This window comes from Streptomyces sp. NPDC048637 (assembly GCF_040650675.1).
Taxonomy (GTDB): Bacteria; Actinomycetota; Actinomycetes; order Streptomycetales; family Streptomycetaceae; genus Streptomyces.
Genome location: NZ_JBEZHQ010000007.1, coordinates 35,534 through 54,514, shown reverse-complemented (window position 1 = coordinate 54,514; position 18,981 = coordinate 35,534). Strand labels below are relative to the sequence as shown.

Here is an 18,981-nt window from a genome sequence, read left to right as displayed (position 1 = left end):
CTCAGCCCGACTTCTTGACGAACTCGGTGGTGTAGGTCTTCTTCAGGTCCACCGTGGCGTTCTTGAGGTTGGGGTTGAACGCCTTCAGGACGCGCTCGACGGTCGCGGGTCCGTCGGCCGGCATCACCCCGTCCTCGGTGAACATCGGCAGGGTGTCCTTGATCGCCCGGGCGTACAGCTCCTTGCCGCCCTGGGCGTAGTCGGACGGCATTTTCGCGGCGATCTGCTCGGGGGTGTGCGTGGACATCCACTTGAGGGTCTTCACAAAGGCTTTGGCCAGCTTGCGCACGGTGTCCTTGTGGCTGTTCACCCAGTCGGTGTTCATGTAGAGGCTGGACGACGGGTAGGGACCGCCGAGCGCCTTCTGCGAGCCCTCGGGGGTGCGCATGTCGAGGAGGACCTTGCCGAGATTCTTGTCCAGGATCTGCGCGACCGTCGGGTCCGTCGTCATCCCGCCCTGGATCGAGCCCTGTTGGAGGGCGGAGAGGAAGGTCTGGCCGGCGCCGACCGCGACCGGTGTGAACTCGTTCGTCTGCACACCGTTCTTCACCGCGAGGTATTTGGTCAGGAAGTCGGTGGAGGAGCCGAGGCCGGTGACGCCCAGCTTCTTGCCCTTGAAGTCCTTGGGGGACGTGAGCTCGCCCGCCGCCTTGTTCGAGACGACCTCGACCTCGCCGGGGGCATGCGCGAGCTGCACCACCGATTCGACCTGCTTGCCCTTGACCTGCAGATCGAGGGTGTGGTCGTAGAAGCCGACGACGCCTTCCACATCACCGGAGACCAGCGAGGTGGTGGCCTGCACACCGGCCGGTTCGGTGAGCAGGGTGACGTGGACGCCTTCGTCCTCGAAATAGCCCAGTTGCTGGGTGAGTCTGGCAGGAAGATAGATGACCTTGTCGAGGCCCCCCACCATGATCTTGATCTTGCCGTCCTTGCCGTCCGAGGCGGCGGGCCCGGACGTCCCGCCACAGGCGGTGAGCGTGGTCAGGGCAAGGGTGGCGGCGGCCAGAGCGGCCGAGAACTTCAGTGCGGTGCGCATGGTCACGTCCTTGTGAGGTGGAAGGGTCGGTGGACCAGGCTCAGCGGTCGCCGGCGGCGTCGGCGGGCTTCCAGCGGAAGAGCCGCTTTTCGAGGAAGGCCAGCAGCCCTTCGGCAAGCAGCGCGACCACCGCGAGGATCACCATGGCGGCGTACACACCGGCCGCGTTGAAGGTGCCCTGGGATGCCGAGACCAGCAGGCCGAGGCCCTTGGTCGCACCGATGTACTCGCCGACGATCGCGCCGATCAGCGCGAAGCCGAAGCTGACATGCAGGCTGGTGAAGATCCACGAGGTGGCGGAGGGGATCACCACCTGCAGGGTGACCTGGCGGTTGCTCGCGCCGAGGATCCGGGAGTTGGCGACCAGGTTGCGGTCGACCTCCCGTGCGCCCTGGAAGGCGTTGAAGAAGACCGGGAAGAAGACGAGGACGACCGCGGAGGCGACCTTGGAGGCCGGTCCGAGGCCGAACCAGATCAGGAAGATGGGGGCGAGCACGATCCGCGGCAGCGCGTTGAGCACCTTGATGTACGGGCCGAGGACATCGGCGAGGAAGCGGACCCGGCCGAGCGCGATCCCCAGCACCACACCACCGATGACACCGATCACCCAGCCGAGCAGCGCTTCGTAGAGCGTGTACCAGATCTGCTCCCACAGCGAGCCCTGCGGGGTGCCGTGCAGCGCCCACTGACTCATCTGGTCCCAGATCTTCGAGGGCATCGAGAAGTTGAACGGATCGATGACGGCGGTCCGGGCCAGCCACTCCCACAGTCCGAGCAGCCCGACGAGCAGCAGCACCCGGGTGCCGTGGACCAGGAACCGGCGGTGGCGCGCGGCCCGCGCACGTGCCCGCGAACGGTCTGAACGGGACGCCCCCGCAAGGGACTTGTCCAGGGCGACGGTCTCAGGCGGCATCCGCGGCACCCCTCTCGCGGGTGATCCGGACCTCTTCGCCGAGCGAGGTCCAGATCTCCCGGTAGATCTCGATGAACCTCGGCTCCAGCCGGACCGATTCGACCTTCCGGGGGCGCGGCAGATCGATCTCGAAGACCTCCTTCACGGTCGCCGGACCGGCGGTCATGACCACGACCTTGTCGGCGAGGGCGATGGATTCCTCCAGGTCGTGGGTGACGAACACGACGGAGGCGCCGGTCCCCGACCACAACTCCAACAACTCGTCCGACATCAGCGCCCGGGTCTGCACATCGAGGGCGGAGAACGGCTCGTCCATGAGCAGGAGTTCGGGGTCGTTGACGAAGGTCGCGGCGAGTGCGACACGTTTGCGCTGCCCGCCGGAGAGCTGGTGCGGATAGCGGTCCTCGAAGGCGGCCAGCCCGACCCGGGCCAGCCAGTCCCGCGCCCGCTGCCTGGCCTCGGCCTTCGGGACGCCGCGGAAACGGGGGCCGGCCATCACGTTCGACAACACGGTGCGCCAGGGGAAGACCGCGTCCTGCTGGAAGACGAACCCGATCTTGTCCCCGATGCCGCGGACCGGCTCACCGGCGACCAGCACTTCGCCTTCCGTCGGCTCCTCCAGGCCGCTGACCAGCGTCAGGGTGGTGGACTTACCGCACCCGGTGGGGCCGACGACCGCGACGAACTCACCGCGTTCGACGACCAGGTCCAGATCCCGGACGGCGGTGTGCAGCGCCCCCGAGGGTGTCCGGAATACCTTGCTCGTACCCCGCAGCTCGATAGCGGGGCTCGTGTGGCTGCTCATGGCCCGCGAGGCTAGGAGTGATACGGGCCACAGCGGCAGCCTTGTGGGCGCAAGCTGCCTTTCTGCGCGCAAACCCTGTTGTGCTCATTTTGCTCACGCTAGAACCACTAAGGGGGTACCAGGGGGTACACAGTTGCTCACGCACGGCTTACGGTGCCGGCATCCCCGAGACGAAAAAGGAAGATTCGGTTCCGCAAGGGTGCGGAGGGCCGGAGACAAGGGAGAGCCCATGCGGATCCGCTGGCCCCGACGGGTCTTTGCGCAGGTACTGACCGCGCAAGTGGCCCTGACCACCGGGGTCATGGTGCTCGCCACCAGTCTGTTCCTCGCCCCGCTCAGTGCCGAGCTGGACGATCAGGCGATGCGCCGGGCGCTGTCCATCGCCCAGACCACCGCCGCCGACCCCGGCCTCGCCCGGGAACTGGCCGCCACCGAGCCGGACGCACACGGACCGGTGCAGGCCGACGCCGAGCGGATCCGTACCGCGACCGGGGCGCTGTACATCGTCGTCATGGACACCCGCGGAGTGCGCTGGTCGCACACCCACCCCGCCGAGATCGGCAGGCATGTCTCCACCGACCCGAGCCGGACCCTCGCCGGGCGGCAGGTGCGGCAGATCGACACCGGCACGCTGGGGCGTTCGGCCCGCGCCAAGGTGCCGCTGCGTGACCATCGCGGCCGGATCGTCGGCGCGGTCTCGGTCGGGATCGCCTACGACAGCGTCCGGAGCCGGCTGCTCGGCACCATCCCCGGGGTGCTCGGGTACGCGGGCGCCGCCCTGGCCGTCGGGGTGCTGGCCGCGATCGTGCTCTCCCGCCGGCTGCGCCGCCGTACGCACGGGGTGGCGTTCGCCGATATCTCCGCGCTGCTCGACGAGCGGGAGGCGATGCTGCACGGCATCCGTGAGGGCGTGGTGGCCTTCGACCGCCGCGGCCGGATCCGGCTGGTCAACGACGAGGCCGGACGGTTGCTGGGCCTGGACGCACAGGCCGCCGGGCGGGCGCTGGACGAGGCGCTGCCGCCGGGCCGGACGACGGAGGTGCTGGCCGGGCGGGTGGCCGGCACGGACCTGCTGGCCGTCAGCGGCGGCCGGGTGCTGGTCGCCAACCGTATGCCGACCCAGGACGGCGGGGCGGTGGTGACGCTGCGGGACCGCACCGAGCTGGAGTTGCTCGGCCGTGAACTGGACAGCACCCAGGGGCTGTTGGATGCCCTGCGGGCCCAGGACCACGAGCATGCCAATCAGCTGCACACCCTGCGCGGGCTGCTGGAGCTCGGCCGGTACGAGAAGGCGGTGGAGTTCGTCACCGAAGTGGCCAGTGCGCAGCGGGCGTCCGCGGAAGAGATCGCGGAGCGGGTGCCCGATCCGCTGCTGTCCGCGCTGCTCGTCGGCAAGGCGGCGATCGCGGCCGAACGCGGAGTGTCCCTGCGGGTGTCGCCCTCGACGCTGCTGCCCGACGCGGTGGTCGACCCGCGCGACCTGGTGACGGTGCTGGGCAATCTCATCGACAACGCGCTGGACGCCGCCGCGGAGCGCCGCCGCGCCGAGCCGTTCGTCGAGGTGGAGCTGCGGGCCGAGCACAGCACGGCCGTCCTGCGGGTCTCGGACACCGGGCCGGGCGTGCCACCGGAGCTACGGCAGCGGATCTTCGCCGAAGGCTGGTCCACCAAGGCCGCCCGGCCCGTCCCCGGCGAGGGTTCGTCCACTGGCCCGGTGGGCGAGGGTTCACCCACTGGCCCGGTGGCCTTCCATCGCGGCCGGGGCATCGGCCTGGCGCTGGTGCGCCGGCTCGCCGAGCGCTACGGCGGGATGGCCAGGGTGACCGCCCGCGCGGGCGGCGGCGCGGTCTTCACCGTCGTCCTGCCCGAGGCACTCGCCCCCGAGGACGGCCCTCCCGGGCGTCCGCTCACGGCCGCCGGGGGAGCTGCGGTGCGGGGCGCACCACGGCGTCCGGAGCGCCCTGAACGAACGGAGACACGGAAGCGAAGACCCTCGGGGAGCGGAGCGTCACAATGATCGATGTCCTGGTCGTGGACGATGACTTCCACGTCGCCGAGATCAATGCCGCGTATGTGTCCCAGGTGTCCGGCTTCCGGGTCACCGGCCGCGCACACACCGCCGCCCAGGCACTGGCCACGCTGGAGCGCACCCCTGTCGATCTGGTGCTGCTCGACCACTATCTGCCCGACGAGACCGGCCTGGCCCTGGTCCGGCGGCTGCGGCAGCTCGGCCACCGCATCGACGTGATCATGGTGACCGCAGCCCGTGACGTCGGCACGATCCAGGACGCGATGCGTTCCGGGGCGCTGCAGTATCTCGTCAAGCCGTTCGGCTACTCCGGACTGCGCGCCAAGCTCGACGGCTATGCGGCGCTCCGCCGGACCGTCGAGGGAGTGGGTGGCCGCGGTGCGGCCGGCCAGGAACAGGTCGACCGGATCTTCGGCGCCTTCCGGACCGCCGAATCCCCGCACACCGAGCTCCCCAAGGGCCACTCGGCCGCGACCGTCGACCTGATCCGCCGTGTGCTGGACGCGGCCGGGCATCCACTGTCCGCCCACGAGGTCGCCACATGCGCCGGCGTCAGCCGCTCCACGGCCCAGCGCTATCTGAAGCACCTCGAACGCAGCGGCCACATCACCCTGACCCTGAAGTACGGGGACACGGGGCGCCCCGAGCACCGCTACCGGTGGGCGGGGACCCCTTGACCGGACCCGGCCGCGACATCATGCGGCGGGCACGCCCGGCAACCCGACGGCCACAGAGGAAGAGCGTCGTTGTGAGGAACTCGCTAACAGATTTAAGGGGTCGATCACGTTCACCCCCGGGGCTGCGCGGGGAGGGTACAAGGCCACACAGTGGGAGATGTATGGGCTGGCCCGGCATGCGCGGCCCGGGAATCTCGACTGAAATAACATGGCCTTTTACCATGTCGGGGAGAAAGTGCCCAGGTCTTCATTCCCCGAGCCGGATTGGGATAGTGCAGTTCCGAGAAAGCCAGGCAAGGGATAGATTAATCGCGTGATCAAGATTTATAAATCGGAGCGAGATTTCAAGGTTTGGCAATATACTGTCAGTCATCGGCGTCTCCTGCTGAGGAGCTCTCGCGAAGAATACGGTACTCGCATCGATATTCTCTTTGCGGGCGTTGAACGCTTGTGCGTCAAGCGGATTTATGAGGGCTTGACGATCAGGCAGGGGACAAGTGAGGAAGCTCGACGGATCAGTGAAGCACTCGATATTGAGGTCGATGCGCAGAGCCTGTATCTCTTGGGCCACGGTATCTCCAGTTTCATCATCTCCAGCCAGCCACAATGGCGCGAAGACGACGGATACAACGACGCTCCTTCACGGCTCGGCCACTTGCCGGGAACTCCTTGACCCAGGGTGTCGTCAGCGAATGAGGTGTGACCGGCAGGGCCAGGCGCACTCGCGGTCCTTCCGGAGGTTGCGCCCGCCCTACTGCCACAGTCCGAGGCCGTGCAAACCATTGCCTGAGGATGCGGCCAACTCAGCCGTGCAGCCGGCCAACTGACGCACGCAGCGGAGTACCGGGGCGCGACTCCAGGGCAGTCCGCGGACCATGGCCCGCCCGACCGACGCTCCCCCGTATCCATGGCAGCGGGCATCGGCCGCCCCCTAGGCTGCCGATCATGAATCCAACGACAACCTCCGGGACGGACCCCGAACCCGACATCGTGGACGCCCTCCAGCTGGCCGCCGACCCGGACCGGGCGGCGGACTTCGCCGAGGCGGCCCACCGGATCCTGGCGGATCTGGTCAGCGGTGGTGCGCCGCTCGGCTGGGTCGACCCGCCGGGACGGGACGAGGTGGCGGAGCTGGTCGACCGTGTGCTGCGTGCCGCACACATCGGGGACGGGGCGCTGCGGGCGGCGTACACCGGCCGGCGGCTGGTCGGGCTGGGGTACTGGCTGCGCTATGCCCGTCCGACCAATCGGCAGCATGCGGACCTGGAGAAGATCGCAGTGGCCTCCGAGGCCCACGGCCAGGGCCTCGGCCGGTCACTGACCGGCGCCTTGGTCGAGGATGCCCGGGGCGCGGGGATCGAGGTCCTCACCTTGGACGCCCGCGCCGACAACACCAGGGCACTGACCCTCTACCGGTCGCTCGGCTTCCGTGAATACGGCCGGCTGCCCGAGTTCGTGGCGATGGGCGGACGCCGCTACGACAAGGTCTTCTACATGCTGGACTTCCGCGGGAACGGACGCCGCGACGAGGAATCACCGCACCCGTAGTAGCGGATTCAGCACGCAGCGGCACGAAAAAGAGGGTGGCGCGGATACCCCAGGCCCGGGACCGGGTCTGGGTCCGGGTCGAGGTCCGGGTCCCGCTCCCGCTCCCGCTCCCGCTCCCGGTAATCATCTGCGCCGCACCCCTTGACAGCTCCCCCGGCTGGAATCGACGATCCCGGGGTGAACCTGTCAGACAGCCAGACAGCTGGCGACGTGCCCCGGCGGATCAGCGCGATGGAAGCGGTCCTGAACCATCTGCGTGGCGCCATTGAGCGGGGCGAGTACGCGGTCGGGGACAAACTCCCCTCCGAGGCGGAGCTCTGCCGGCGGCTGGAAGTGAGCAGACCCGTGCTCCGGGAGGCGCTGCGGGCGCTCCAGACGATGGGGCTGACGGTCTCGCGCACCGGCAAGGGCACCTTCGTCATCTCCGACGGCGCCGTGGCGGACCCGACCTTCGGCGACTACATGGCGAGCGACCTGCTCGAGGTGCGCCGGCATGTGGAGATCCCGGTGGCCGGTTACGCGGCCGTGCGCCGTACGGCGGAGGACCTCGATCATCTGACCCATCTGCTGGAGCGGATGGAGCAGGAGACCGACACCACCGCGTGGGTGGCGATGGACAGCCTCTTCCACCTCGCCATCGCCCAGGCGGCCCGCAATCCGGTCTTCCGCAGGGTCATCGAGGAGATCCGCGATGCGCTGGCCCGCCAGTCGGCCTTCCTCAATGAGCTCGGCGGGCGGCGCGAGCAGTCGAACCGGGAACACCGGGCGATCGTCGAGGCACTCGTCGACCGCTCCGAACACGACGCGGTGGAAGCCATGGCGCACCACCTCGCCCGCGTCGAGACGACGCTGACCACCATCGTGCGGCCGCAACACCGCACGGCCCCCTCCACGGAAGACGAGGATCACGCGTGAGCGAGCAATCCCTCCGGCAGGCGGAACGGCAGCAGCAACAGGGAACACCGCAGGACGCCGCGCAGCGGCAGCCGGGCGGGCATGTGGACGCCGGTGATGCCGGCTACCAGAAGTCCCTCAAGTCCCGGCACGTCAACATGATCGCGATCGGCGGGGCCATCGGCACCGGCCTGTTCCTCGGCGCGGGCGGCCGGCTCGCCGATGCCGGGCCGTCGCTGGCCGTGGCGTACGCGGTCTGCGGTCTGTTCGCCTTCCTGGTGGTGCGCGCGCTGGGTGAGCTGGTGCTGCACCGGCCGTCCTCGGGTGCGTTCGTGTCCTACGCCCGGGAGTTCCTCGGCGAGAAGGGCGCGTTCGTCGCGGGCTGGATGTACTTCCTGAACTGGGCGACCACCGGCATCGCCGACATCACGGCGGTGGCGACCTACACGCACTACTGGGGCATGTTCTCCGAGATACCGCAGTGGGTGATCGCGCTCATCGCGCTCGCGGTCGTGCTGACGGTGAACCTCATCTCCGTGAAGATCTTCGGCGAGCTGGAATTCTGGTTCGCGATCGTCAAGGTCGGTGCGCTGGTCGTCTTCATGCTGATCGGCATCTTCCTGCTCGTCACCCAGCACCCGGTCGCCGGCCACTCCCCCGGCCCCTCGCTGATCACCGACCACGGCGGCATCTTCCCGACCGGGACCCTGGCGATGCTGCTGGTCATCCAGGGTGTGGTGTTCGCCTATGCGTCGGTCGAGCTGGTCGGTGTCACGGCGGGCGAGACCGCGGAGCCGGAGAAGATCATGCCGAGGGCGATCAACTCCATCATGTGGCGGGTGGGCGTCTTCTATGTCGGCTCGGTGGCCCTGCTGGCGATGCTGCTGCCCTGGAGCGCGTACTCGGCCGGGGAGAGCCCCTTCGTCACCGTGCTGTCCAATGTCGGGGTGCCGGCCGCGGGCGGCGTGATGAACCTCGTCGTGCTCACCGCCGCGATGTCCAGCCTCAACTCCGGCCTCTACTCCACCGGGCGCATTCTGCGCTCGATGGCGATGTCCGGCTCCGCGCCGCGGTTCACCGGCGTGATGAGCCGCAGCCAGGTCCCGTACGGCGGCATCCTGCTCACCTCGGGGATCTGTGTACTGGGCGTGGGCCTCAACTACGTCGTGCCGAGCGAGGCGTTCGAGATCGTCCTGAACTTCGCGGCGATCGGCATCCTCAGCACCTGGGCGATGATCATGCTCTGTCATCTGCTCTTCTGGCGGAAGACGCAAGCCGGGCAGCTCGACCGCCCCAGCTACCGGCTCCCCGGCTCCCCGTGGACCGAGATCGTGACGCTGGCCTTCCTGGCCTTCGTTCTGGTGCTGATGTGGGCCGACGGCGGAGCCGGCCGCACCACCGTGCTGTCACTGCCGGTGATCGTGGCCGCCCTGGTCGGGGGCTGGTTCCTGGTACGGGGCCGGGTCGGCACCCTCCGGGACGCCGCGACGGCGCAGGCGAGCGGCGAGCACCCGGACACCACACCCCCCACTCAGCGCACCGAAAACACCCACAGCACCGAAAGCACCGAGAACTGATCATGAGTCAGAGCACCACCCTGCCGCCGCACCGCACCGCGGGCGAACCGCCCACGGTCCGCGAACCGGCCCATGTCCCCGTCGCCCATGTGGTGCGCGGAGGAATCGTCGAAGGCGTCCACCACGGCTCGGTCGTGGTGCTGGCGGCCGACGGGAGCGTGGCATTCGAGGCGGGCGACATCGAGGCCGCGTTCTACCCGCGCTCGGCACTCAAGCCGCTCCAGGCGGTCGGCCTGCTGCGCGCGGGGCTGCCGCCGCTGGACGATCCGTCGCTGGCCCTGGTCGCGGCCAGCCACTCCGGGGAGGACCAGCATCTGGCCACGGCCCGGGGCATCCTGGCGGCCGGCGGACTGGCCGAGGACGCGCTGCGCAATGTCCCCGATCTGCCGTACGACCCCGCTGTACGGGACGAGTGGATCCGGCGCGGTCTGGGACCCACCCGCCTCGCGCAGAACTGCTCGGGCAAGCACGCCGCCATGCTGATGACGGCCCGCGCCCGGGGCTGGCGCCTGGACGACTACCTCGACCCCGGCCATCCGTTGCAGCGGGAACTGGCCGCCGCGGTGGAGGACCTCACCGGCCAGGGCATCGCCCGGGTCACGGTCGACGGCTGCGGCGCCCCGCTGTTCTCCGTCTCCCTCCACGGACTGACCCGGGCCGCCGCCCGGCTGGCGACGGCCGCCCCCGGCACCGATGAGGGCCGGGTCGCCCACGCCATGCGCGAGCACCCCGAGATGGTCTCCGGCAGCGGGCGGGACGTCGCCCGGCTGGTGCGGGCGCTGCCCGGTCTGCTCGCGAAGGACGGCTTCGAGGGCGTACAGATCGCCGCGCTGCCGGACGGGCGGGCGGTCGGCGTCAAGATCGCCGACGGCGCCGACCGCGCCCGGATGCCGGTGACGGCGGCGGCCCTGGCGCACTGCGGCATCGACGCCGGCGTCCTCGCCCCGTTCGCCACCACACCCGTCATCGGGGGCGGCGCACCGGTCGGGGCCCTACGGGCGGCGGACACCCTTGCCCCGTAAGACATCTGACGCCGCATCACCCACCCCCTGGGCGGCGCCCTCCCCCGGCGGGCCCCTCCTCCTCCGCTCCACCTCACAAAGGACCCTCTGCACCATGACTGCCGCCGGCCACCGCCGCGAACACGATCTGCTCGGCGACCGGGAGATACCCGCCGAGGCGTACTGGGGCGTGCACACCCTGCGCGCCGTGGAGAACTTCCCCATCACCGGTACGCCGATCGCCACCTACCCGCACCTGATCAATGCGCTCGCCGCCGTCAAGGAAGCCGCGGCCCGCGCCAACGAAGACCTCGGACTGCTCGACACCGAGCGAGCCGACGCGATCGCCGCCGCCTGCCGGGAGATCCGGTCCGGCGGGCAGCTGCACGACCAGTTCGTCGTCGATGTCATCCAGGGCGGTGCCGGGACCTCGACGAACATGAACGCCAACGAGGTGATCGCCAACCGGGCGCTGGAGATCCTGGGCCATGACAAGGGCGACTACGGCCATCTGCACCCCAACGAGCACGTCAACCTCAGCCAGTCGACGAACGATGTCTACCCGACGGCCGTCAACGTCGCCACGATCATCGCCGTACGGGAACTGCTCGACTCGATGACCGTCCTGCGCGAGGCCTTCGCGGCCAAGGCCGAGGAGTTCCGCGACATCCTCAAGATGGGGCGCACCCAGCTTCAGGACGCGGTGCCGATGACCCTGGGCCAGGAGTTCTCGGCGTACGCGGTGATGCTGGAGGAGGACCAGAGCCGGCTGGCCGAGGCGGTGCTGCTCATCCACGAGATCAACCTCGGCGCCACCGCCATCGGCACCGGTCTCAACGCCCCCAAGGGATACGCCGAGGCGGCCCGCACCCACCTGGCCGCCCTCACCGGCCTGCCCCTGGTCACCGCCGCCAACCTCGTCGAGGCCACCCAGGACTGCGGGGCCTTCGTCCATCTCTCCGGCGTCCTCAAGCGCATCGCCGTCAAGCTCTCCAAGAGCTGTAACGATCTGCGGCTGCTCTCCTCCGGCCCGCGTGCGGGCCTCGCGGAGATCAATCTGCCGCCGGTGCAGGCCGGTTCGAGCATCATGCCCGGCAAGGTCAACCCGGTGATCCCCGAGGTCGTCAACCAGGTCGCCTTCGAGGTCATCGGCAACGACGTCACCATCACCATGGCGGCCGAGGCGGGCCAGCTCCAGCTCAATGCCTTCGAGCCGGTCATCCTGCACTCCCTCTCGGAGAGCATCACCCACCTCGGGGCCGCCTGCCGCACCCTCGCCGAGCGCTGCGTGGCGGGCATCACCGCCAACACCGAGACGCTCCTGGCCAGCGTGCAGAACTCCATCGGCCTGGTCACCGCCCTCAACCCGCACATCGGCTACACCGCCGCCACCGCGATCGCCAAGGAGGCGCTCGCCACCGGGCGCGGCGTCGCCGAACTCGTCCTGGAACAGGGGCTGCTCCCGGCCGACCGGCTCGCGGCGCTGCTGCGCCCGGAGGAAATCGCCGGTACGGGCGGTGACTTGACCACGGCCTGAGCCTCGCCGGGCCGCGACACACCGGGACCGGGCAGGTCCCGCACGCCGGGCAGGTCCCACACGGGCCGGGCAGGTCCCGCACGGGCCGGGCAGGCGTCCCCTTTCGGGGCGTCCGCCCGGCCCGCACGCCTGCGGTCCGGGCCGTATCCCCTCCCGCTGCACACCTGGCGCCTGACGACCGGCACGGGCAGTCGGCAGGCAGGATGGTTACCGGGCGCCTCCGCGGGTGAGAAGGCCCGGGGCGGCGCCGGCAGCAGGCCAGAAGGCACCGATCGCCACGAGAGAGAAGAGGTCCGCATGCGTATCGCGCTGTGCCAGATGACGGCATCGACCGATCCGAAGGAGAACCTTGCGCACGTCCAGGACCACGTCCGCCGGGCGGCCCGCGAGGAAGCTCGGCTGGTGGTCCTTCCGGAGGCGGCGATGGTGCGGTTCGGGGCCTCGCTCGGGCAGGTGGCCGAGCCGCTGGACGGGCCGTGGGCGGAGGGGGTGCGGGCGGTCGCCCGGGAGACGGGGGTGACGGTGGTGGCGGGCATGTTCACCCCGGCGCCCGACGGACGAGTGGCCAACACTCTGCTGGCCACCGGGCCCGGGGTCGAGGAGTCCTACGACAAGATCCATCTGTATGACGCCTTCGGGTTCCGGGAGTCCGACACGGTCGCCCCGGGCACGCGCGTGGTGACCATCGATGTCGACGGGGTACGGGTGGGCCTGGCGACGTGCTACGACCTGCGGTTCCCCGAGCTGTTCCGGGCCCACGCCGATGCGGGGGCCACGGTGTCGGTGCTGCCTGCCTCCTGGGCCGCGGGGCCGGGCAAGCGCGCGCAGTGGGACCTGCTGGTACGGGCGCGCGCCTTGGACGCGACGGTCTGGCTGGCGGCCGTCGACCAGGCCGCCCCGGATCCGCAGCTCGATCCGGAAGCCCCCACCAAGGCACCAACCGGCGTCGGGCACAGCGCACTGATCGGCCCCGACGGCACCGTCCGCGCGCAACTGGGCGCGGCGGCGGATCTGCTCATCGGGGACGTGGACACCGAGGAGACCGCCCGCGTACGGCGCGCGGTGGCGGTACTGGACAACCGGACCCTGTAAGGGCCCGGCCGGGTAGGCCGAGCGGCCAGGAGGATGCGCCGGGTCGCCTGGAGGTGGCTGTCGAGGGCCGCCCAGGCGGCCGCGGCCCCCCGGCCGTCAGCCGTGCACGGCGTCCGCCGCCCCTGACGGGGTGTCACGGACGCCGAGCCGCAGATGCTCGACGTGAAAGAGGGCCTGGTCGAGAAGCTCGGCGACATGGTGGTCGTAGAGGGCGTAGACGATCGAGCGGCCATTGCGTTCGCCGGTAACCAGGCCGAGGTTGCGCAGCAGCCGGAGTTGATGGGAGCAGGCGGACTGCTCCATGCCGACAGCGTCGGCGAGGTCGCCGACCGCGCAGGGGCCTTCCTGGAGGCGCGCCAGGATGCGCAGCCGGGAGGGCGTGGACAGGGCCTGGAGGGTGGCGGCGACCTCGGCGGCTCCCACCGCGTCCAGGCGCTCGCGGGTGGTCGTGCGGTGGTCATCCATTCCGTGGCCCATGAGAGCCATCCTAACGACGATGAATGAAGACCTCTTCAATTATTCCGGTACGGTGGCGGCCCCGGACGTGCCGACTATGTGTCGACGGACGGCTCGGGATTCGCCTGGAGTTCGTCGAGCCGCAGGAACGCCAGCGCGCGGCGCATCAGGTCGACGAGTTCCCCGGGCTCGTCCTGCCAGGCCCAGTACTCCATGGTGACGGTGAACGCGTCCAGCACCGCGGTGGTCAGCAGACGCACTTCGAGACTGTCGAGAGGGGCGCCCACACGGGACGCCAGCGCGGGCGCAAGCCGTTCCTGCATCTCCCGCCCCGCCGCGAGCCAGCGCATCTTCAGGACGGGGACGCTCCCCAGGACCCGGACCAGCCGGCGGGCCCGGGCGGCGTCCTCCAGGCGCCGCTCGGCCGTGGCCGTCCCGAAGGACGCCTCGATGGCGGCGCTGAGCGGTTCTTCGGCCGGATGTTCCGCGAGGACATCCACGAGTTGGCCGACGCTGGAGGTGAAGAGGGGAGTGAGGGCGTCCTCTTTCGCCGGGCAGTAGCGGTAGAAGGTGCGCAGGGAGATGCCCGCGGCCGAGGCGATGTCCTCGGCCGTCGTCGTGTCGAAGCCGCGGTCGGCGAACAGGGTCGCCGCGGCCTCCGCGATCTCCAGCCGAGTCTGAAGGCGCCGATGTTCCGTCAGGGACGGTCGGCCCCGTGCTGCCGCCAATGTGTACTCCTTGCCGCGCTTCGCCTTGACCTCTATTCTCACAGAGAATTATTGGCACGCCACGCCAAAAAAGCGTATGTTGATCAACGACTGATCAGGAGCCGGTCGTTCGCCGGTCGACTCATCGACTCTGCCCGTGCCGTGGTGCCGTGATGCTGTCGTGCTGTCGTGCTGTCGTGCTGTCCCTGCCTACCCGGGGGCGTGCCGGGGCCGCGCGGCGAACGGCGAGGGTCGATCGGTGACCGGCGACCCGTGACCGGCGACCGGCAACCGACGGCGTACGGCCACGGCCGACGCGCGGGGATCAGTGACTGGTGAACGCACAGCGTCAACGAAGGAGCCGACCATGTCCCGCACTTACCTCATCACCGGAGCTGCCTCCGGCATCGGCAAGGTCACCGCCACCCAGCTCAAGGAGCAGGGGCACACGGTCATCGGTGCCGACCTCAAGGACGCCGATATCGTCGCCGACCTGGCCACCCCCGAGGGCCGGGCCCATCTGGTCCAGCAGGCAGGCGAGTTGAGTGGTGGGCGGCTCGACGCCGTGATCGCGGGTGCCGGCCTCGCCGGTTTCGCACCGCGCGCCGTCAGCGTCAACTACTTCGGCGCGGTCGCCACCTTGGAAGGGCTGCGCCCCCTGCTGGTCGCCGGTACGGACCCGCGCGCCGTCGTCATCGCCTCGGTCGCCTCCGTCCACCCGCACGACACGGCCATCGCCGACGCGGCGCTCGCCGGGGACGAGGAAGCGGCGCTGGCCGCCGCCCACGCCGCGGTCGACCGGGGAGAGGGCTATGCGATCTACGGCTCGACCAAGGCCGCCATCGCCCGGTGGATACGCCGTACCGCCGTGACCGCCGACTGGGCCGGCGCCGGTATCCCCCTCAACGCCATCGCTCCCGGAACCGTCGTCACCCCCATGACCGAACCCATGCTGGCCAGCCCCGACGTGCGCAAGATCGTGGATCAGACCGTCCCCATGCCGCTGCACGGCCATGCCCAGCCCGCGCAGATCGCTCCCCTCCTGACCTGGCTCACCTCTCCCGAGAACGAACTGGTCACCGGCCAGGTCGTCTTCATCGACGGCGGTGCCGACGCCGTCCTGCGGGGCGACGGCACTTGGTGAGCCGTCGAGGGAAACGGCCGAATCAGAGACAACCCGCAGCCATCACGCCCCGCAGTCATCGCAATCCGCAGCCATCGCAATCCGCAGTCATCGGAGGCCCATCCGTGCACACGCTCACCCGGACCACCGTCGTCACCGCCGACCCCGATGCCGTCTGGCAGGTCATCGGCAAGTTCGGCGGTCTCGCCGACTGGCACCCCCTGCTCCCGCCGTCGGTGATCGAGGACGGCGCCGACCCCGAGACACCCGGGGCGGTCCAGGCGTTCTCCGTCAACGGCCAAGTGGTCATCCGGGAAAAGCTCCTGGAGAAGGACGACTCGCGCCGGATGCTCCGCTACACCATCCATGAATCCGCCGTCCCCGTCTCCGACTACGTCTCCACGCTGTCCGTGCACCCGCACGAGGCGGGTGCCGAGATCCGCTGGGCCGCGACATACGAGGCCGCCGACGAACTCGTCCCCGAGATCGAGCAGCACTTCGGTGGCAACATCTACGCCACCGGCCTGGACGCCCTCAAAGAACGCTTCGCCCTGCCCGCCTAGCTAAGGGCTGGGCACCACCAAGGCCGCGCACAGCCGCTCACCCGTCGGTGCGGATCACCACCGCCAGCGTGCGTGGACCGTGCACCCCCTCCACCCGCTCCAGCTCGATGTCGGAGGTGGCCGAGGGGCCGCTGATCAGCGTGATCGGGTGCTCCGGCGTCAACTGCGCCAGCGCTTCCGGCACACCGGTCCGTACCGACGACAGGTCGACGACGCAGACGTGCAGATCGGGGACGAGGGTCAGCGCGCGCCTGCCCTGATCCGCCGCGGCGCCGTCCAGGAAGATCGTGCCGGTCTCGGCGCAACTGACGGCGGAGGCCGTCACCACCCCGTCCAGCGCATCGAGCCGGGGCGCCGGAACATCCGCGGAATCCGTCACGGTCTCCCCGTCGTACCCGGCCAGCCAGGCCGGATCGAGCCCGGGAGGTACCCCGATCCTCCGTGCACCGTGCGCCTGCAGCACCTCGGCGAGCACCGCCGCGGTGGTTCCGGAGGAGCAGGTGTGTACGTGCGCCCGGTAGTCGACGAGCCGGTCGACGAAGAGGGCGAGCCGCTCCTCGTCGGGGAGGGAGCGGCCGGTGCGATAGGCGCGGGGGACGGTCACCCCGGGCCCGTCGGAAAGGGTCAGGGCGTCCCGGACACGGCGGAGCACCGTCTCCCGTGCGGTCGCGGTCACGATGCCTCCTGCGGATCGTCGTCGGTGTGCCGGGCGCCTTCGTCCGCCGCGGCCCGCATCGCGGCCGCGCCCTCGGCGGAGGCGAACCAGGAGCGGAAGGACTGCCGGGGCGGGACGGGCGTGTCACGGCTGTTGCTCCAGCCGTTGAGCGGCGGTGGCAGACGGGAGAGGGTGCCGTCCCGCCCCGCCGCCACCCGTCCGAGCCCGGCCGCCTTCTGTGCGGCGGTGAACAGTCCGGGCCGCTTCATGACCGTGGCCGCGGCCTTCATCGCCAGCTTCTCCGCGGTGGTACCGGACTGCTCGGTGTGCTGGTGCCGCAGCTCGACGAGGAGCGAGGGAATGTCGATCTTCACCGGGCAGGCGTCGAAGCAGGCTCCGCACAGACTGGAGGCGTACGGCAGCGAGCTGTTGGGATCGTTCTTGGCGCCGTGCATTCCGGCCAGCTGTGGGGTGAGCACCGCGCCGATCGGGCCGGGGTACGTCGATCCGTAGGCGTGGCCGCCCGTCCGCTCGTACACCGGACAGACGTTGAGGCAGGCCGAGCAGCGGATGCAGTTGAGCGCCGCGCGCCCGATCCGGTCCGCGAGCGCCGCCGTCCGCCCGTTGTCGAGCAGTACGAGATGGAACTCCTGCGGGCCGTCGCCCGGCGTCACGCCCGTCCACAAGGAGGTGTAGGGGTTCATCCGCTCACCGGTCGAGGAGCGCGGAAGCAACTGGAGGAAGACCTCCAGGTCCTCGAAGCGTGGCAGGACCTTCTCGATTCCCATGACGGTGATCAGCGTCTCGGGCAGCGTCAGACACATCCGGCCGTTGCCCTCGGACTCGACCACCGCCAGCGTGCCGGTCTCGGCGATCCCGAAGTTGGCCCCGGAGACGGCCACCTTGGTCGTCATGAACTTCTCGCGCAGGAACGCGCGCGCCGCGGCCGCGAGCCGGGCGGGGTCGGCGTCCAGCGCGGGGTCGACACCCGGGATGCGCCGGAGGAAGATCTCCCGGATCTCGTCGCGGTTGCGGTGGATCGCGGGCACCAGGAGGTGCGACGGCCGGTCGCCGGCGAGCTGCACGATCAGTTCGGCCAGGTCGGTTTCGAGCGCCGCGATCCCCTGGCTCTCCAGGTGCTCGTTGAGGCCGATCTCCTGTGTGGCCATCGACTTGACCTTGAGGATCTCGTCGCTGCCGGTCTCCCGCACCAGCCGGGTGACGATCTCGTTGGCCTCGACGCCGTCCCGGGCCCAGTGGACGGTGCCGCCGCGCTCGGTGACCTTCCGCTCCAACTGCTCCAGCAGGGCGGGCAGCCGGTTCATGGTGTCCGTCTTGATCGCCGAGCCGGCGTCGCGCAGCTGCTCCCAGTCGGGCAGTTCGCCGGTGACGGCGAGGCGCTTGGCGCGGATGGAGTGGGTGGCCTTGCCCAGGTTGCGGCGCAGTTGCTCGTTGCCCAGCTCGTCATGGGCGGCCCGGGGGAAGGTGCGCTCCCCCCGCAGGTGCCCCGTCCCGTACGGGGAGCGCGGGGGGACGGCAGGCATACCGAGGAACGTGCCGTTCGTCGCGCGGCTGGTCGGACTGCTCATCGGGCGGCCTCCGTCAGGACGTGGGGCGCGGCGTGGGTGGAAGCGAGGATCTGTGCCAGGTGCAGGGTCCGCGTACCGGCCCTGATGCGCGAGAGACCGCCGGCGATGTGCATCAGACAGGACGAGTCGCCCGCCGTGCACACCGCGGCCCCGGTGCCGGTGACATGGGCCATCTTGTCCCGCAGCATCGCGGTGGACGTCCCGGCGTTCTTGACCGCGAAGGTGCCGCCGAAGCCGCAGCAGGAGTCGGCCTCGGGCAGCTCCACCAGGTCGATGCCCTCGACGGCGCGCAGCAGCCGCAGCGGCTTCTCCCCGACCCGGAGCATCCGCAGCGAATGACAGGTGGGGTGGTAGGTCACCCGGTGCGGGAAGTACGCACCGACGTCCGTCACGTCGAGGACATCGACGAGGAACTCGGACAGTTCGTACGTCTTGGTCCGCACGGTGGCCACGCCGGCGCGAAGGGCCGCGTCCCCGTAGCGTTCGGCGACGATCTCGTGCTGATGGCGGACCGAGCCCGCGCAGGAGCCCGACGGCACCACCACCGCCTCGATCGACGGGTCGCCGAACTGCTCGGCGAAGTTCCGCACCAGCGGTACCGGCTCACGCTGGTAGCCGGTGTTGACATGCATCTGACCGCAGCAGGTCTGCTGCGGCGGGAAGACCACGTCATGGCCCAGACGGGCCAGCAGGACCGCGGTGGATTTCACCGCCTCCGGGAAGAGCGTGTCTCCCAGACAGGTGGCGAAGAGTGCGATGCGCATAGAGCCTCCCTG

General features: G+C 70.1%; 19 protein-coding genes. 11 read left to right on the top strand and 8 right to left on the bottom strand.

Annotation, left to right across the window (positions count from 1 at the left end):
• Window position 1: 1 nt before the first annotated feature.
• The 3 genes from AB0C46_RS12325 to AB0C46_RS12315 are packed head-to-tail and all read right to left on the bottom strand — an operon-like array spanning window position 2 to window position 2,757.
• Window positions 2–1,039, bottom strand: a complete 1,038-nt coding sequence (locus AB0C46_RS12325) for an ABC transporter substrate-binding protein (RefSeq protein ID WP_362827743.1) — start codon at window positions 1,037–1,039, stop codon at window positions 2–4.
• 40 nt (window positions 1,040–1,079) lie between these two features.
• The gene (locus AB0C46_RS12320; RefSeq protein ID WP_362827742.1) at window positions 1,080–1,952 is read right to left on the bottom strand and encodes an ABC transporter permease; all 873 of its coding nucleotides are present in this window, start codon (window positions 1,950–1,952) and stop codon (window positions 1,080–1,082) included.
• Entirely contained in the window at window positions 1,942–2,757 is an 816-nt protein-coding gene (locus AB0C46_RS12315) for an ABC transporter ATP-binding protein (protein ID WP_362827741.1), read from the bottom strand. Before AB0C46_RS12315 ends, AB0C46_RS12320 begins: the two co-directional genes overlap by 11 nt.
• A gap of 229 nt (window positions 2,758–2,986) precedes the next feature.
• Here AB0C46_RS12315 and AB0C46_RS12310 point away from each other — a divergent pair, with 229 nt between their 5' ends.
• From AB0C46_RS12310 to AB0C46_RS12270, 9 genes are all read left to right on the top strand, one after another.
• Entirely contained in the window at window positions 2,987–4,774 is a 1,788-nt protein-coding gene (locus AB0C46_RS12310) for a sensor histidine kinase (protein ID WP_362827740.1), read from the top strand.
• A complete protein-coding gene (locus AB0C46_RS12305) occupies window positions 4,771–5,463 on the top strand; it encodes a response regulator (protein ID WP_362827739.1) in 693 nt (230 codons plus the stop codon). The genes AB0C46_RS12310 and AB0C46_RS12305 overlap by 4 nt, the downstream gene beginning before the upstream one ends.
• A gap of 313 nt (window positions 5,464–5,776) precedes the next feature.
• Window positions 5,777–6,136 (top strand): hypothetical protein, encoded by a 360-nt coding sequence (locus AB0C46_RS12300; protein ID WP_362827738.1) that lies wholly within the window; start codon window positions 5,777–5,779, stop codon window positions 6,134–6,136.
• Between the two features lie 272 nt (window positions 6,137–6,408).
• Entirely contained in the window at window positions 6,409–7,011 is a 603-nt protein-coding gene (locus tag AB0C46_RS12295; RefSeq protein WP_362827737.1) for a GNAT family N-acetyltransferase, read from the top strand.
• 177 nt (window positions 7,012–7,188) lie between these two features.
• The gene (locus AB0C46_RS12290) at window positions 7,189–7,926 is read left to right on the top strand and encodes a FadR/GntR family transcriptional regulator (RefSeq protein WP_362827736.1); all 738 of its coding nucleotides are present in this window, start codon (window positions 7,189–7,191) and stop codon (window positions 7,924–7,926) included.
• 83 nt (window positions 7,927–8,009) lie between these two features.
• Window positions 8,010–9,482, top strand: a complete 1,473-nt coding sequence (locus AB0C46_RS12285; protein ID WP_362827913.1) for an amino acid permease — start codon at window positions 8,010–8,012, stop codon at window positions 9,480–9,482.
• A gap of 2 nt (window positions 9,483–9,484) precedes the next feature.
• A complete protein-coding gene (locus AB0C46_RS12280; protein ID WP_362827735.1) occupies window positions 9,485–10,504 on the top strand; it encodes an asparaginase in 1,020 nt (339 codons plus the stop codon).
• A gap of 94 nt (window positions 10,505–10,598) precedes the next feature.
• Window positions 10,599–12,020 carry an aspartate ammonia-lyase gene (gene aspA / locus AB0C46_RS12275; RefSeq protein ID WP_362827734.1) on the top strand — a complete coding sequence of 474 codons (1,422 nt, stop codon included), beginning with the start codon at window positions 10,599–10,601 and terminating at the stop codon, window positions 12,018–12,020.
• Window positions 12,021–12,317: 297 nt separating this feature from the next.
• Window positions 12,318–13,112 (top strand): carbon-nitrogen hydrolase family protein, encoded by a 795-nt coding sequence (locus tag AB0C46_RS12270; protein WP_362827733.1) that lies wholly within the window; start codon window positions 12,318–12,320, stop codon window positions 13,110–13,112.
• A gap of 96 nt (window positions 13,113–13,208) precedes the next feature.
• Here AB0C46_RS12270 and AB0C46_RS12265 read toward each other — a convergent pair whose 3' ends face one another.
• The gene (locus AB0C46_RS12265) at window positions 13,209–13,589 is read right to left on the bottom strand and encodes a metalloregulator ArsR/SmtB family transcription factor (RefSeq protein WP_362827732.1); all 381 of its coding nucleotides are present in this window, start codon (window positions 13,587–13,589) and stop codon (window positions 13,209–13,211) included.
• Between the two features lie 74 nt (window positions 13,590–13,663).
• Window positions 13,664–14,338, bottom strand: a complete 675-nt coding sequence (locus tag AB0C46_RS12260) for a TetR family transcriptional regulator (protein ID WP_362827731.1) — start codon at window positions 14,336–14,338, stop codon at window positions 13,664–13,666.
• Window positions 14,339–14,642: 304 nt separating this feature from the next.
• Between AB0C46_RS12260 and AB0C46_RS12255 the strand changes: the two genes are divergently transcribed.
• Both AB0C46_RS12255 and AB0C46_RS12250 read left to right on the top strand, forming a co-directional pair.
• Window positions 14,643–15,419, top strand: coding sequence for an SDR family oxidoreductase (locus AB0C46_RS12255; RefSeq protein WP_362827730.1), 777 nt, complete (start codon window positions 14,643–14,645; stop codon window positions 15,417–15,419).
• Window positions 15,420–15,523: 104 nt separating this feature from the next.
• Window positions 15,524–15,961: an SRPBCC family protein gene (locus tag AB0C46_RS12250; protein ID WP_362827729.1), complete on the top strand. Its 438-nt coding sequence runs from the start codon at window positions 15,524–15,526 to the stop codon at window positions 15,959–15,961.
• Between the two features lie 37 nt (window positions 15,962–15,998).
• On the opposite strand, the gene AB0C46_RS12245 is transcribed toward AB0C46_RS12250, so the two are convergent.
• From AB0C46_RS12245 to AB0C46_RS12235, 3 genes are read right to left on the bottom strand one after another with little or no spacing between them, the layout of a single operon-like run.
• Entirely contained in the window at window positions 15,999–16,640 is a 642-nt protein-coding gene (locus AB0C46_RS12245) for an LUD domain-containing protein (RefSeq protein WP_362827912.1), read from the bottom strand.
• Window positions 16,634–18,205 (bottom strand): LutB/LldF family L-lactate oxidation iron-sulfur protein, encoded by a 1,572-nt coding sequence (locus AB0C46_RS12240; RefSeq protein ID WP_362827728.1) that lies wholly within the window; start codon window positions 18,203–18,205, stop codon window positions 16,634–16,636. The genes AB0C46_RS12245 and AB0C46_RS12240 overlap by 7 nt, the downstream gene beginning before the upstream one ends.
• Window positions 18,202–18,969 (bottom strand): (Fe-S)-binding protein, encoded by a 768-nt coding sequence (locus AB0C46_RS12235; protein WP_362827727.1) that lies wholly within the window; start codon window positions 18,967–18,969, stop codon window positions 18,202–18,204. Before AB0C46_RS12235 ends, AB0C46_RS12240 begins: the two co-directional genes overlap by 4 nt.
• Between the last annotated feature and the right edge of the window lie 12 nt (window positions 18,970–18,981).

Excerpts from the sequence above, each read along its gene's own strand:
- AB0C46_RS12270 (WP_362827733.1), top strand. The coding sequence starts at position 12,318 with ATGCGTATCGCGCTGTGCCAGATGACGGCATCGACCGATCCGAAGGAG.
- AB0C46_RS12310 (WP_362827740.1), top strand. The coding sequence starts at position 2,987 with ATGCGGATCCGCTGGCCCCGACGGGTCTTTGCGCAGGTACTGACCGCG.
- AB0C46_RS12265 (WP_362827732.1), bottom strand. The coding sequence starts at position 13,589 with ATGGGCCACGGAATGGATGACCACCGCACGACCACCCGCGAGCGCCTG.
- AB0C46_RS12315 (WP_362827741.1), bottom strand. The coding sequence starts at position 2,757 with ATGAGCAGCCACACGAGCCCCGCTATCGAGCTGCGGGGTACGAGCAAG.
- AB0C46_RS12320 (WP_362827742.1), bottom strand. The coding sequence starts at position 1,952 with ATGCCGCCTGAGACCGTCGCCCTGGACAAGTCCCTTGCGGGGGCGTCC.
- AB0C46_RS12240 (WP_362827728.1), bottom strand. The coding sequence starts at position 18,205 with ATGAGCAGTCCGACCAGCCGCGCGACGAACGGCACGTTCCTCGGTATG.
- AB0C46_RS12235 (WP_362827727.1), bottom strand. The coding sequence starts at position 18,969 with ATGCGCATCGCACTCTTCGCCACCTGTCTGGGAGACACGCTCTTCCCG.
- AB0C46_RS12325 (WP_362827743.1), bottom strand. The coding sequence starts at position 1,039 with ATGCGCACCGCACTGAAGTTCTCGGCCGCTCTGGCCGCCGCCACCCTT.
- AB0C46_RS12255 (WP_362827730.1), top strand. The coding sequence starts at position 14,643 with ATGTCCCGCACTTACCTCATCACCGGAGCTGCCTCCGGCATCGGCAAG.
- AB0C46_RS12280 (WP_362827735.1), top strand. The coding sequence starts at position 9,485 with ATGAGTCAGAGCACCACCCTGCCGCCGCACCGCACCGCGGGCGAACCG.
- AB0C46_RS12295 (WP_362827737.1), top strand. The coding sequence starts at position 6,409 with ATGAATCCAACGACAACCTCCGGGACGGACCCCGAACCCGACATCGTG.
- AB0C46_RS12305 (WP_362827739.1), top strand. The coding sequence starts at position 4,771 with ATGATCGATGTCCTGGTCGTGGACGATGACTTCCACGTCGCCGAGATC.
- aspA (WP_362827734.1), top strand. The coding sequence starts at position 10,599 with ATGACTGCCGCCGGCCACCGCCGCGAACACGATCTGCTCGGCGACCGG.